This window comes from Methylobacterium sp. WL9, assembly GCF_008040035.1.
In the GTDB taxonomy this organism is placed as follows: Bacteria; Pseudomonadota; Alphaproteobacteria; order Rhizobiales; family Beijerinckiaceae; genus Methylobacterium; species Methylobacterium thuringiense.
Map to the genome: position 1 here is coordinate 1 of NZ_VRVE01000102.1, position 13,639 is coordinate 13,639.

The 13,639-nt window shown below is 65.2% G+C and carries 11 protein-coding genes, 1 tRNA gene and 1 pseudogene; 4 read left to right on the plus strand and 9 right to left on the minus strand.

The window, feature by feature from the left end; genetic code table 11:
- Nucleotides 1-351, plus strand: a pseudogene (locus FV217_RS23050) (hypothetical protein); the annotation flags it as partial.
- Nucleotides 352-538: 187 nt separating this feature from the next.
- Here FV217_RS23050 and FV217_RS19970 read toward each other — a convergent pair.
- The 3 genes from FV217_RS19970 to FV217_RS19980 all read right to left on the minus strand — a co-directional run bounded on the left by FV217_RS19970 (nucleotide 539) and on the right by FV217_RS19980 (nucleotide 5,353).
- On the minus strand, nucleotides 539-2,083 hold the full coding sequence (locus FV217_RS19970; RefSeq protein WP_147819184.1) for an HlyD family type I secretion periplasmic adaptor subunit: 1,545 nt from the start codon (nucleotides 2,081-2,083) through the stop codon (nucleotides 539-541).
- On the minus strand, nucleotides 2,080-4,299 hold the full coding sequence (locus FV217_RS19975) for a type I secretion system permease/ATPase (protein WP_147819186.1): 2,220 nt from the start codon (nucleotides 4,297-4,299) through the stop codon (nucleotides 2,080-2,082). The genes FV217_RS19970 and FV217_RS19975 overlap by 4 nt, the downstream gene beginning before the upstream one ends.
- 703 nt (nucleotides 4,300-5,002) lie before the next feature.
- Nucleotides 5,003-5,353 (minus strand): hypothetical protein, encoded by a 351-nt coding sequence (locus FV217_RS19980; RefSeq protein ID WP_147819188.1) that lies wholly within the window; start codon nucleotides 5,351-5,353, stop codon nucleotides 5,003-5,005.
- A gap of 446 nt (nucleotides 5,354-5,799) precedes the next feature.
- Between FV217_RS19980 and FV217_RS23725 the strand changes: the two genes are divergently transcribed.
- Nucleotides 5,800-5,934, plus strand: a complete 135-nt coding sequence (locus tag FV217_RS23725) for a hypothetical protein (RefSeq protein WP_281407181.1) — start codon at nucleotides 5,800-5,802, stop codon at nucleotides 5,932-5,934.
- A gap of 50 nt (nucleotides 5,935-5,984) precedes the next feature.
- Here the strand turns inward: FV217_RS23725 and FV217_RS19985 are convergent.
- Both FV217_RS19985 and FV217_RS19990 read right to left on the minus strand, forming a co-directional pair.
- A tRNA-Pro gene (locus FV217_RS19985) sits at nucleotides 5,985-6,061 on the minus strand.
- An 84-nt stretch (nucleotides 6,062-6,145) separates the two neighbouring features.
- Nucleotides 6,146-6,895, minus strand: coding sequence for a 4'-phosphopantetheinyl transferase superfamily protein (locus tag FV217_RS19990; RefSeq protein WP_187272648.1), 750 nt, complete (start codon nucleotides 6,893-6,895; stop codon nucleotides 6,146-6,148).
- A gap of 461 nt (nucleotides 6,896-7,356) precedes the next feature.
- On the opposite strand from FV217_RS19990, the gene FV217_RS19995 reads away from it, so the two are divergent.
- Nucleotides 7,357-8,658, plus strand: coding sequence for an MFS transporter (locus FV217_RS19995; protein ID WP_238232798.1), 1,302 nt, complete (start codon nucleotides 7,357-7,359; stop codon nucleotides 8,656-8,658).
- A gap of 355 nt (nucleotides 8,659-9,013) precedes the next feature.
- A complete protein-coding gene (locus FV217_RS20000) occupies nucleotides 9,014-9,976 on the plus strand; it encodes a LysR family transcriptional regulator (protein WP_238232799.1) in 963 nt (320 codons plus the stop codon).
- A gap of 445 nt (nucleotides 9,977-10,421) precedes the next feature.
- On the opposite strand, the gene FV217_RS20005 is transcribed toward FV217_RS20000, so the two are convergent.
- The 4 genes from FV217_RS20005 to FV217_RS20020 form a co-directional block, all read right to left on the minus strand.
- Nucleotides 10,422-11,294: an RNA polymerase factor sigma-32 gene (locus FV217_RS20005; RefSeq protein WP_147819195.1), complete on the minus strand. Its 873-nt coding sequence runs from the start codon at nucleotides 11,292-11,294 to the stop codon at nucleotides 10,422-10,424.
- A gap of 254 nt (nucleotides 11,295-11,548) precedes the next feature.
- Nucleotides 11,549-12,145 (minus strand): CarD family transcriptional regulator, encoded by a 597-nt coding sequence (locus tag FV217_RS20010; RefSeq protein WP_147819197.1) that lies wholly within the window; start codon nucleotides 12,143-12,145, stop codon nucleotides 11,549-11,551.
- 442 nt (nucleotides 12,146-12,587) lie between these two features.
- Nucleotides 12,588-12,926, minus strand: a complete 339-nt coding sequence (gene fdxA / locus FV217_RS20015) for a ferredoxin FdxA (RefSeq protein ID WP_147819198.1) — start codon at nucleotides 12,924-12,926, stop codon at nucleotides 12,588-12,590.
- A 234-nt stretch (nucleotides 12,927-13,160) separates the two neighbouring features.
- Nucleotides 13,161-13,460 (minus strand): RNA-binding S4 domain-containing protein, encoded by a 300-nt coding sequence (locus tag FV217_RS20020; protein ID WP_147819200.1) that lies wholly within the window; start codon nucleotides 13,458-13,460, stop codon nucleotides 13,161-13,163.
- Nucleotides 13,461-13,639 lie beyond the last annotated feature (179 nt).

Here is a 13,639-nt window from a genome sequence, read left to right on the forward strand (position 1 = left end):
GCAGACACCCTCATCACCGCCCTGCAATGCGTCACGCAGACCGCCAACAACGAACCCGGAATGCTCTCCGCACGCATGATCAAGGCACTCTGCGAGGTCCTCAAAAACAGACCAGAATGGAGAGAGGCCGGAACACGGCTCTTCGATGCCTTCGACGCCATCGAGCTCTCCTCGCTGCAGGACACCGCCGCAGCCGAAGCCGCCTGCCGAAGGCTCGGAAAAGTCCAGGTCCTCGCCGAACGTATCGCAAGAGAACTTGTCAATAGCCCGGAGTTCAGCAGGGCACCCGCTGTCGCTTCGACCATCTTCCGCATGAACGAGAACAGGCTTCCTGTCGCGGCAGCGGTCTGAATGTTCCGCGATGATCCGAACGAAGCTCGGGCTCTGCCGAGGGCATGCATCTCGGCGCAATGATACCAACGACCGTCGACGTCGACTCTCGCACGCGGCCGTTGGCAAGCGCGAACGCGCGCCGCCGCTCGTGCGGCGGACGCCTCGGACCGGGCTCGGTCAAGCTCCGCGGGTATGAGACCTCGCCTCAGCGCTCGTGCCCCGCCGTGGAGGTCGTCTCCCGGATCGGCGAAAGAATGTAATCGATCGCCCGGCGCGTGCCAGTTTGGATTTCCACCTGAACCGTCATGCCGGGTGTCAGCACGACGGGCTTACCGTCCGACACGATGTTGTTCTTCCAGACCTCGACGGTGACCGGAAACACGAGGTTCTGCGTCCGGGGCGTACCGTTCGCCGCAGACACGCCCTGGCTTCGGACCACCGAGAGGGTGTCGGTCGCTCCGCTCGCATCCCGTTCGTCGACCGCGTCCCGCGAGACCCGGACGACTTTCCCCTCGGCGGTCCCGTAGCGGGTGAACGGGAAAGAATCGACCTTCACCGTCACGTTCTGGCCGGGCGCCACGAAACCGATATCCGTGTTGAGAAGGAGCGCTTCGATCTCGAACGGACCGTCGCTCGGCACCAGCACGAGGAGGGGCTGACCGGCCGTCACCACTTGGCCGACCGTGGTCACCGCGAGCTGCTGCACGGTGCCGTCGATGGGCGCACGCAATTCCATGCGCTCGCGCCGCAGCCGCGCCTTGATCACGTCCTGGCGCAGGCTGTCCACTTTCTGCGCGATCTCGGTCAGGGACTGGGCCTGCTTGGCGATCGTTTCGCTGGTCAGCTGCTCGATCCGGCGCCGCAGCGAATCGATGCCGGCTTTCGCCTCCTGCTTCTGCCCCTGATCGTAGGCGAGGTCGGCGGCGACCTGCTCGACCTGTTGCAGCGCGTCGATGACCGCCGCGCGCGTGCCGGCGGAACGGGATACGAGGGTCTCGCGCATGGTGGCGCGCTCGCTCAGGACGGCGTGCAGGCGCTCGCGGGCGGCGATGCTCGCGGTCAGCCGCTGCTCGGTCGCCACCTTCTCGGCGATCTGGGATTCGAGAGCCAGACGGGTGGCGTGGTACTGATTGAGATCGGCGGTCATGGCCCCCGTCTCACGCATCTTGATCGGCAGCGGCGTCGTCTCCGCATAGGCCGGCTCGGCCGTCTTCTGACCCTCACGAATCGCCTGGATCGTGCTGACGCGGCGCGCCATCTGCGCGCCGAGAGCCTCGAGATCGCTCACGCGACCGGCGAGGTCAGCGCCCGCATCGGTCGGATCGAGACTGATCAGGAGGTCGCCAGCCTTGACCCGGGCGCCGTTGGACACGTTGATCGCCTCGACTTTGCTGGTCTCGAAGGGCTGCAGCACCTTGGAGCGGCCGCTCGACTGAACGCGGCCCGAGGCGACGGCATAGATGTCGAGGTTGGCCAGAAAGCTCCAGAGCAAGGCGGAGGCGAACAGGGCGCAGATGGTCCAGGTGAACACCATCGCCAGCGGGGAGGGCGGTGTCTCCAGGATCGCGAGATGGGCCGGCAGGAATTCCTGGTCCTCGCGCGTGTTCGCGAAGGTCCGGATCCTTTGGGCCAGCGCCCGTGTCGGCAAGGTCCCAACGCGAAGTACGGGCAGAAGCGAGCGGGCCCTCGACTCGGTGGCGGGGAGTTTGGTCGGTTCGGGGGGCGGCATCGGACCGGGCCGGGCATTCATGCGGCGGATCCCTGCTCGGGACCATGGTAGGACTGAAGTTGCCAAAGCCGGCCGTAGAGGCTGCCGGGCCGACCGACCAGCTCGCGGTGCGAGCCGTCTTCGACGATGCGTCCGTCCTGCATGGTGATGATGCGGTCGCATCCACGCACGGCCGCGAGGCGGTGGGCGATCACGACCACGGTGCGGCCCATGACGATGTGCTTCATGTTGTCCTGAATGATCCGTTCACTGTCGTAGTCGAGCGCCGAGGTCGCCTCGTCCAAGATCAGAATGCGCGGATTCGTAGCGAGGGCTCGCGCGATGGCGAGGCGCTGGCGCTGGCCGCCCGAAAGGTTGGCGCCGCGCTCCTCGATCATGGTGTCGTAGCCGTGCGGCATCCGGTTGACGAACTCGTCGGCGCCCGAAAGTCTCGCCATCTGGATCACCTGCGCGCGGGTGAGCGCCGGATTTGCGAGCGCGATGTTTTCGTGCACGGTCTTGTTGAACAACAGGTTTTCCTGAAGCACCACGCCGATCTGCCGTCGCAGCCAGGCCGGATCGACCTGGGCCACGTCGATGCCGTCGACGAGAACCTGCCCCTTCTCCGGGACATAGAGGCGTTGCAGGAGCTTGGTGAAGGTCGACTTGCCGCTTCCCGACGGTCCGACGATCCCGATGACTTGCCCTGCCGGGATGTCGATCGAGACGTCGCGGAGCACCTCCGGCGCTCCCGGCTGGTAGCGGAAGAAGACGTTGCGCACCGTGAGGCGGCCCGTGGCCGGGGGCAGATGCGCCTGAGCGGTGGCGCGCGTTTCCACGGGCGAGTTGAGCACGTCGCCGAGGCGCTCGATCGAGACTTTCACCTGCTGGAAATCCTGCCAGAGCTGGCTCAGGCGCAGGATCGGCGCGGTGACCTGCGCCATGATCATGTTGAATGCGATCAGACTGCCGACCGTCATGGCGCCGTCGATCACGGCATAGGCCCCGAAGAACAACACCAGCGCCGACGTCACCGCATTGATGTACTGGATCGCATTCTGGCCGATGCTTCCGAGGATGGAGGTCACGAAGGACGTGTTGACGTAGGCAGCGAGCCGCTCTTCCCACTGAACGCGCAGCGTCGGCTCGACGGCCATGGCCTTGATCGTGTGGATGCCGACGATCGACTCGATGAGGAACTGGTTCGAGAGCGCCGAACGGTTGAACTGTTCAAGCGTCTTCTCGCGCAGGATCGGACGCAGCATCACTGCCACGAGGATGTAGCAGGGGATCGACAGCGTCACGATCAGGCCGAGGAGCGGGGAATAGGCGAAGAGGATCAGGATGAAGATCAGCGTGAACGGCACGTCGATCGCGGCCGTGAGCGCCTGTCCCGTGAGGAACGCCCGGACCTGCTCCAGTTCGCGCACGCGGGCCACCGTCTGGCCGGTGGCGCGGGTCTCGAAGTAACCGAGCGGCAGACGCAGCAGATGATCGAACAGGCGTGCGCCGAGCTCGACGTCGATGCGGCTCGTCGTGTGCGTGAGGATGTATTGCCTCAGATGCTGTAGGATCACCTTGAACAGCCCGAGCACCACAAGCCCGACCGCTACGAGCGTCAGGGTCGAATAGCCCTTGTGGACCAGCACTTTGTCGATGGTGATCTGGAAGAAGATCGGCGTGACCAGGCCGCAGATCTGGATGAACAGCGACGCGATGATGACGCTGGCCAGCGGTTTACGGTAGCGCCAGATCGAGGGCAGGAACCAGGTCAGGCCGAAATCCTGGACGATCTTGGCGAGGCTGGCGCGGCGCGCGATCAGGATCACCGTCCCGTTCCAGCGCTCGAAGACGCGCTCCCGATCGACGTGCTCCGCAGTCCGGGCGGCCGGATCGATGATGCGGAAGGTGCCGTCCTCCAGACGGCGGCCGACAAGCCGGAAGCTGTCGTCGTCCCACTGGATGATGGCCGGCAACGGTACCCGCTCCAGCCTTTCCGGCTTCTGGTTGCGGAGGAGGCGGGCTCGAAGCGAGATCAGCTTGGCGCCGCGGACGATGTCCACGGGCGATGCCGCCCCTGTGCCGAGGCCGAGTTCGTGCCGGACCTGACTGAGTTCGCATTGGACCTGATGGAACGATGCGACCAGGGCCAGTGCACTCAGGCCGGAATCCGAGCGGGATCCTGGCTGCCCCGCGGACGAGCCCGCACTCGGCTGCTCCGCCTGTGCCGGCGTCCCGTCTCGCACGGCATCAATCATCGCTTCGGCTCACATCTACCCCTTCCGACACTGCGGCCGCAGGGTCACCCAGGCCCTGTTCGGCGAACCGTAACGGTGTCCGACACGACGGATCGGCACGAAAAACTAGCGTCTGAATTCTCGAATCCGCCCTTTGGCACCGAGAACTTATGTTAATGATCTGGCGCCTGGGAACACAATAGAGACTTCGGGCCGATCGAATGAGATCTAAGAGAAGGCGTGTTCTTCGAGCCCAATCTAAATTTAAATGAGGCAGGAGCGAGTCTGTGAGGTGCGATCGAAGCGCGCTAGATTTCCCGTTAGGCGCGCAAAGGGCCAGATCGCCGGAAAAGGGAGGGGCCGGCACATCACCGAAACTGCCGCCACCGAATCCGCAAGCTTCCGAATGCCGCGCAAGCGCGACCAGGGTGCAACTTCGCTGCGTCTTCGCGCGGGCAGGGAGGTCTTGCGCTTTTGCTAGAACGTGGACGGTAGGGCTGACATTCGGCCGGCTTGGAGGCTCGGGCTTCGGCTACCGAGCGGTCGTGTCGCAATTGCAGTCTGCGCTCAACCGGACCGATGGGGTCGCCTTGGCTGCGCAAGACTCGGAACGTGTGCAAAACAAGCGTCGATTGATAGAGATCGGTTCACGAGGCGGTTCCAGTGTGATTTCCGACCTGGCGGATACGATTATAGTATATAAATCGATCGGCCAAGAAATATTTTAACCAGATGCCTTTCCATCGACGAGCCAGTTCGGATCTATGGCCATCTCCACGTCTTCGCCGCTAGCAAAAACGAGCGCTTCGTCGCCGCTGATCAGACTTTCCGTGTCGTTTTTTTCGATGTCGCGCAGTTGTTCCGCCAGAAGCTGTAGATAATTGGCGGCGGCCGCCAGCCCGAAGCAATCGGAATAGCGTTCATGCGCTACGGTGACCATGGTCTCGATCACGGCCCGTGCCGGCATTCCCTGCTCGATCGCGACCTCCAGGGTCGTCTGCCACGCGCGCGTGAGCCTTTCGCGTAACTCGCGGGTGTCATCCATCACTTCGCGCAATTGATAAGTTTCGTCCATATTCCGGCCTGCGGCCTTCCGACGACAACCCCGATCCCGTGCGCGGCTCAAGCTCTACACAAGTCCTCGGATCAAGGTAGCATGGTTGACAAGGGCATTCGGGGTCAAGCCGCTGGGGTCGGCCGCGTCTGCCTTCCTTGTTGCCGGTGCCGAAGGTCTTGCTCGAGTTGCAGGAGCTTGCCGTCGCCGAAAGCACAAATCGTTCGTGCATTCACCTCGCATACACTTCCGGCCGGATGTCGCATCGGCCGATCCGATCGCGTGAGTTTTTGGCCGATGACGTCGGCGATCGCGGATGGTGGATGTGGCGGTCGCAGGTCACTCCGTCTTACCGCCGTCGCCTCGGACATGCAGGCCGGCGTCGATATCGGGTGAGCGGGCCGTCGGATCGGCACGAAGGTCGCGATAGTCGAGCAGCGCCTTCGTCATCTCACGCCAGCCCGCTCGTGGAGAAGGCTGCGGATTTCCTCGGCATGTCGGTCGAAACGCTGGTCCGGGTCTGCCGACACCATGCCGCCGGATTCCAGCAGGAGGCGGCCGACAACATCGGCCGCAAGCCGGTCACGCGGTCCACGCTCTAAGACGTCGATCTGAGGGAAAGCAGTAAGAGACTGCGGGCTCTCGGGAAATTTGGTCGGAGTGGCAGGATTTGAACCTGCGACCCCCACGTCCCGAACGTGGTGCGCTACCAGACTGCGCTACACTCCGAAGCTGCGCCCTTGGGCCAGCGAGCGGGCTTATAGCCGTGGGTTGGTCGACCCGCAAGCGGATTGGCCAAAAGGATTTCGGCGTTCACATGGGGCATGTGAGCCAGCCCTGTTCCAGGCTTCGCAGGATGCAGGTCCGGCCCGGCGCATCGATGGCGACGGCGCCGACATGGCCGGGGGCGGGAGTGAGATGCTGCAGGCTCCAGGCGCGCGCGGCCTGCGCCGATCCATCGACCGCGAGGAGGGCGGCAGGGGCGGGCGGGATCGCGACGGCGAAGCGGCCGAGGGGAAAGGACAGCCCCAGGCCGAGCGCCTTCACGAAGGCCTCCTTGCGTGTCCAGCAGGCATAGAAGGCGGCCGGAAGCGCCTCGTCCGGAAGCTGCGCCAGGGTCGCGGCCTCGCCGGCCGTGAAATGGCTGCGTGCCAGGCTCAGGCAATCGCCGATCGGCCTCATCAGCTCGACATCGACGCCGATACGCGTATCGGGCGACAGGCCGATCAGGCAGATGCCGCCGGAATGCGAAAGGTTGAAGGCGAGGCTGCCGCGCCAGGGGCCGTCGAGTTCCGGTTTACCGGCATCGTCGGTACGGAAAAGAAGCTCGGCGGGATCGGCAACCAGGGCGGCTGCCAGAATCCGCCTCAGGGCGGCATGGCTGGCGGCGTAGCGGTCGTGATCCTCCTGGCGCAGAAAACGGCCGGCGCGCCCGCGCTCCTCGTCCGAAAGGGCTGAGAGGCAGGCGCGGCGTTCCGTCTCGCCGAGAGTGAGGGCGATGCGCCAGACCGTCGGATCGTGCACGGGGCCCGGTGCGGCGGTGATCCAGGCGGGGTCTGTCACGGCAGGCGTCCCCGTACGGGCGGCGACCGGCCGGGCAGCGTCGCGTCGCCAGACCACGGCTTCGCCTGCTCGGTTTCTCGGTGGGTCGCGGGTTCTCGGCTCAAGGGCGCGGGACATTTCTGCACGATATGCGGAAAGCCATAGCCGACCGTCCTGTGGCCGGACACGTTTCCAAGCCATCGTCGCATCGCGCAGGCATGGGTCGAAGCAGGCATGGATCGAACTGGATTCTCCGACGGCCGAGTGCGCCCTACGCAGGTTCCGGGAAGCGCCCGCGGGTTTCCGGCGGCGATCTACGATAAGACATGAAGCGAAGCGGACGAAGCGTCGGCCTGCCGAGGCGGGGGGCTCGCGGCCGGCGGACGCGATCCGATATGGGGAAGGGACGTAATGGGCCTCGGTGCCGTTCCAAGTCGCAGGAATGGCCACGGCTTAGCCACATCTCTGGACGGTGCCGGCGCTTGAGTGTCTCGGTCGGGTCGCGCGAGCGGGAGAGCCTGCTGCCGACGCTCGGGCGGCGCGGCACCCGCTACGTCGTGTTCTTCTGCGCCTATCTCTACCAAGGACTCGTCGCGGGCTTCTCGCTGACCGCGCTCGCCAACCATTATGCCGGCCTGGGCCTTCCGGCGAGCGAGGTCGGCCTGCACTTCGCCATAGCGGGCCTGCCCTGGACCTTGCAGCCGCTCCTGTGGGGGGCGTTGATCGACCGGGCCGGCGGCGCGCGCATGGGGCGCCGACGGATCTGGGCCGCCTGTGCGGCCCTCGGCGCGCAGGCGAGCCTCGGGTTGCTCTGGTTCGTCTCGAAGCCGGACGCTCTCGGCTGGGTCGGCCTCGTCTTCCTCCTGCACAGCCTTTTTGCCTCGCTCCTCGACACCGCCTGCGACCGCATGATCATGGATCACGTGCCGGAGGCGGAGTTCGGGCGGATGAGCGGCTGCACCCGGGGCGGCTTCGTCATCGGCACCAGCCTGAGCGCGGCCCTGTTCTCGACGCTGCTCACCTCCGTGAGCTTCTTCGTGTGCAGCGCGCTCCTGATCGGTCTGAGCTCGTTGGCGCTCGTCCCGCTGATTCTGGTGCGGGAGGCGGCCGGGGATGCGTTGTTCTCGCTCGCTTCGCGGGCCGGCGCGGCACCGAGCGCGTTGCCGTTCAGAGCTTTCCTCGTGCAGCTGGTCGCCGGCTTGCGCCGTCCGACGGCACTGAGGCTCCTGGCCCTCTGCTTCTGCGTCGACTTCGCCCTCTCTCTGTTCGAAGTCCGCTTCAATGTCGAAGCCGTGCAGGTCCATGGATGGGACCCCTCGGCGCTCTCGCGGCTTCAGGCGGGTCTGGCGCTGGTGAGCGGCACGGTCGGAGCGCTCGGGATCGGCCTGTGGTCGGATCGAGCCGGCCCGTTGCCGGCATTGACGGGCCTGTTCCTCGCCGGTGCCGCGAGCTTCGGGGCCGCCGCGATCCTGATCCGGGCGGATCACGTCACGACCGCCGTGCCCCTGATCCTCGGCCTTACCAACACGCTGCCGACCTTGCTCGTCGTGGCGCTGGTGCCAGCGCTGATGCGCGCGAGCCGCGGCAGGCCCGGAGCGGCAACCCAATTCGAAGTGTTCATGGCGGTCATGAACTTCGGCTCCGTCGTCGGAGGTGGCGTATCGGGCGCGAGTACGTCGATCCTGTCCGGAGGCAGCATCGCGATGTTCGTCGCATTGTTATTTCTCATCTGCGCGGCCTCGATCCAACGGCCCGACTGGCTGTTCGAGGCATCTCGCCGCTAGAGTGCTTCTCGACCAAGTGGATGCCGGCTGGTCGAAAGAAAATCCCTCAAGATGGAATCTTGGAATCGTCGGCTCGACGCAGTCGGGTCGGACACGGCATGAGAAAATCGTACCCTATCGTCTGGAAACGTACGTAATGGTCGAGAAACCATCATAAATGTATTGTTTCATGTGGTGGAAACACGTTTCTTTAAGCGGAATGGCGCGGATGACGCACCTTGACGTTGATCGTGCCCACGTATGATCTATTGGGGTTGTGAGGTTCGCGGGCGAGGCAATCCCTAGGGAGGAGTTTGTCGAGGTCTGAGGACGAGGCACGGAGACATTCATGCCGCATCCGCAAGTTCTTCGAGACATGGCCCTGTTCGTCGAGGTGGCCAAAAGAAAAAGCTTCAGTCAGGCCGCCGCTGCGCTCGGCATGCCGATTTCTTCATTGTCGCGGCGCATAACACTATTTGAATCTGCCGTGGGCTTGCGTCTGCTCGACAGGACGACGCGAAAACTCGTTTTGACGTCTTACGGCGAGGCCTATCTCAATCAGGCGACCCGGCTCGTCGAGGAGGCGCAGCGCACCTTCGACGACATGGTTTCGCAGGCGAAAGGCCCGAGCGGCTTTCTGAAAATCGCCGTGCCGCCGGACTTCTGGGTGCTGCGTCACCTGTCCGGCGTGATCTCGGAGTTCTCCCGCGATCATGAGCATGTCCAGATCCACGTGGATCTTAGGCCGGCGCCGGTGGACCTCGCCAGCGACAGCTACGATCTCGCCATCGCCATCGAGGAGCCGCGCGAGACCTCGCTCATCGTGCGAAAGGTCGGCGAACTCGAGAACGGTCTGTTCGCGTCGCGTTCCTACCTGCTCGCGCATGGCAGGCCGCAGCATCCGAAGGAACTGAGCCAGCATCGCTTCGTGCTCCCTTCCCAAGGGGCAAGCGCGAACTGGAGCCTGACGCGTGGCAGCGAGACGGTGGCGGTCACGGTCGGCGGCCCGGTTTCTTGCAACAGCCTGAGCCTGGCGCGACGCTTCGTCGTGTCCGGGCAAGGCATCACGTCGGCAAACCTCATCAATGTCGAGCGCGATCTGGTCACCGGAAAGCTAGAGCGGGTGTTGCCGGAATGGCGGCTTCCGCCGACGCCCGTCTACATCGTCACGACGTCGCGGCTTCTGCCCGCCAAGGCGCGCAGCTTCATCGACTTCGCGACGAAGCGCCTCAATGCCATCCTGACGACCGCCGCCCGAGGTATGCCCATCCCGGAATCGAGCGATATCGACCCGTCTCGTGACTACTCTACGGCACCCGTCTTCGCGCTTCGATCCTGAACGGCCGGCATTCCGCCGCTTCGAAAAAGGAAGACTACGGCGAGATAGGCCACTTCCGCCAACGCAAGCGCGCCATAGAACAGGGCGACCGCGTCGTACCACGAGAAGCCGTGCCGCAGCGCCGCGATGAGTGCCAGGGTCGCGAGGGCAGGTACGAGAGCCGCAAGAAACGGAATGGGTTTCACAGGGGCGCCGGCCGGAACTGGAGAGAGGGTGGGATTGTCGAACGCCGCGATCCTATCCTTACGGGATTTCAAACGAGAACAACCGCCCGTTGGCGGAAACAGATTTCGCGCGGCCGTGTGAAAAACGCATCATGGTGCATCGGCCTGAAACGTGGCCGCCGGTTTTCGGGAACGCCGATGCACTATCGAGCCACAAAGCATGAAAAACCCGCCGGCATGACCCGGCGGGACGAACACGATGATCGATGCCCCCGGCGATCTCAGGCGTAGATGTTGTTCGCCGAGTTCGGGAAACGGTCGGCCAAGGCGCGGCGCAGCTTCTCCAGGGCACGGTTCTCGATCTGCCGGACACGCTCCTTCGAGATGCCGAGGCGATGCCCGAGGGCTTCGAGCGTTGCCTGATCCTCGGCAAGGCGGCGCTCGCGCAGGATCCGCAATTCCCGCTCCGACAGGACGGTGAGGGCCTGCTTGAGCCAGCTCAGCCGGCGCTCCCCGTCCACCGTAGCCGTCACCGTCTCGTCGGGCAGGGCGGCGCCGTCGACGAGGAAATCCATCCGTTCGGAGGAAGCCTCGCTCTCCTCGCCGACCGGCGCATTGAGCGACATGTCGGGACCCGAAAGCCGCGCATCCATCAGCGCCACGTCCTTGGTCGAGACGCCGATCGCGATGGCGATGCGGCTATGGATCTCGGAGCCGACCTGCTCCTCGGTGGACTGCATCAGTCTGGCGCGCAGGCGCCGCAGGTTGAAAAACAGAGCCTTCTGGGCGGAACTCGTCCCGCCACGCACGATCGACCAGTTGCGCAGGATGTAGTCCTGGATCGAGGCCCGGATCCACCATGTGGCGTAGGTGGAGAACCGAACCTCCCGCTCAGGTTCGAAGCGGGCAGCGGCCTCCATGAGGCCGACATGGCCCTCTTGGACGAGGTCGGCCATGGGCAGGCCGTAATGGCGGAAGCGTCCGGCCAATGCGATGACGAGGCGCATATGGGCCGAGATCAGGCGATGGAGGGCGCGTTCGTCGCCGTGGTCTTTCCAGCTGACCGCGAGGCCGCGTTCTTCGTCTCTCGCGAGAAACGGCGCCTCCATCGCGGTCCGTATGAACTGACGCCGAATTCCAGCGATTTCCGCCATCCCCGTCGTGCCTTTCTGGTCAGAGTCTTTTGACAGCAGGAGCCGCGCCGCGTCCGAGATGGTCGGGCATGCCCTCGCTGGGCTCAGGCACAACAATCCTGCCACCGCCGTTGTTCCGCGGAGTTCGCACTGCGGCCTGGAACGAGGCGAGGGATTTTCAAGGGCTGCTGTTCGGCATGGTCCACAAAAGAAAAGGCCCGGCGTGGTGCGCCGGGCCTCGAATACGTTGGATGAAAAGGGGCGGCGGATACCGTTCAGGCAGCCTCTTCCTGAACGTCGTCGGTCTCGGCTTCGCCATCCGTGTCGGCATCGGCCTTGGCGCGGCGCGGGGACTTGGCGAGGCTCTGCTCGATCAGCTTGAGGGCCTCGGTCTCGGTGATCTTGTTCACCGAAGAGATCTCCCGCAGGACGCGGTCGAGGGCGGCCTCGTAGAGCTGACGCTCGCTGTAGGACTGCTCAGGCTGGGCCTCGGAGCGGAACAGGTCGCGCACCACCTCGGTGACCGAGATCAGATCACCGGAATTGATCTTGGCCTCGTATTCCTGGGCGCGGCGCGACCACATCGTGCGCTTGACGCGGGCACGGCCGGTGAGCACGTCGAGCGCCTTCTTGACGAGCTCCGGCTCGGCCAGCTTACGCATACCGACGCTGTTGGCCTTCGCGGTCGGAACGCGCAGAACCATCTTGTCCTTCTCGAACGCGACGACGAACAGCTCGAGCTTGTAGCCGGCGATCTCCTGCTCTTCGATCGCGGTGATGCGGCCGACGCCATGAGCCGGATACACGACAGCTTCGCCTGTCTTGAAGCCCTGACGGCCTGCAACGGTCGTCGTCTTCTTGGCTGTGGTCATGCGAGAAGGGCTCCAGATCATCGCGCGGATCGGCGTCCGCACAGGGTCACTTCCGGGTCGGGATACCCGGCTCACACCACTCGACCGGCAGGCGCTCGTCACGCTCCCGCCGGCTCCCGGGCTCACCATGCGTCCAAGCAAAGACTAGATCGCCGCGGAAAGCATCGGGGCTTTCCACGGTCGATCACATGCAACCTCTATCCAAAGCTGGAGCCGCAGGGGGACGGCGGAGGGAGCACGTCAAGCGAAGGCGACGGCAGACACAGGTCTACCACAATCCGGGCTCCGAATCAAAGGATTGCCGGCGCACGCCCAAGCGTCCGCGCAGGCGGCTCGCGGTGCGTTCGCTCCCGTCGGGCCCTATGGAGGTGGTCCTTCCCGGCCTGGCCCGAGGCGGAGTTTCCCCGCCTGCGGCTCTCGGTCGCCGCCTTGGCGATCCCGTTCAGTCGCCGGTGCCGGGGTTGGCCGAGAAATGCTCTTCGAGCTTGTTGGCGACCCCGTCCCACTGCTTGGCGTCGGAGGGGGCGTCCTTCTTCTGGGTGATGTTCGGCCAGCTCTTGGCGTAGTCGGTGTTGAGCTTGAGCCAGCTCTCGAGGCTCGGCTCGGTGTCCGGCTTGATCGCCTCGGCCGGGCATTCCGGCTCGCAGACGCCGCAATCGATGCACTCGTCCGGATGGATGACGAGCATGTTCTCGCCTTCGTAGAAGCAGTCTACCGGGCAGACCTCGACGCAGTCCATGTACTTGCACTTGATGCAGTTGTCGGTGACGACGTAGGTCATGGGCTGCTCGGTCCTCGGTACGCTTTCTCGGGCCTGTCCTGCCGCGTGCGGCGACGGACCGTGTCGGTCCGTCGGGCGCTGGTTTCCCGTCGGGCGGCGTGGATCCCAGAAACAGGGCTGCACGCGTTCGTGCGCCTTAGCCGCTGCCCACGGGGCTGACAAGCCGATGCGGACTGCCAGGAACGCCTCGGCGACCCGGTGTCGCTTCGCCGCCATGCTGGTGGGGCGGGGCTGCTACAGCGTGTCCGGATCGTCCGGCGACGCCTGGACGCCGCCGAGTTCTGCGTAAAGCCCTCGGGCCTCCGACGCCGGGCCGCGTCGCTGCCCGAGATCGACCACGCGCACCAGCGCCGTGACGTGTAGCGCCGCGATCGTGAGCACGTCGCCGACGGCGACGCCCTTGGCCGGGGCCTCGGCCCGCCTGCCGTTGATCCGCACATGCCCGTCGGTGACGAGGCGTGCGGCGAGAGAGCGCGTCTTGGCGAAGCGCGCGAACCAGAGCCATTTGTCGAGGCGCTGGCGTTCGCCGCTCAACCGGGCCGGTGCTCCCGCGACGGTCTCCCCATCGGATCAGCGCTTGCCGCCGTCGCCGGATTCAAGCTGCGCCTTGAGGGCGGCGAGCTTGGCGAAGGGCGAGTCCGGATCGACCGGGCGTTCGCGCCGCGGCGGCCGGGCCTCGGCCTTGCGGACCTCGTCGCGGCCCTGGTCCGGGC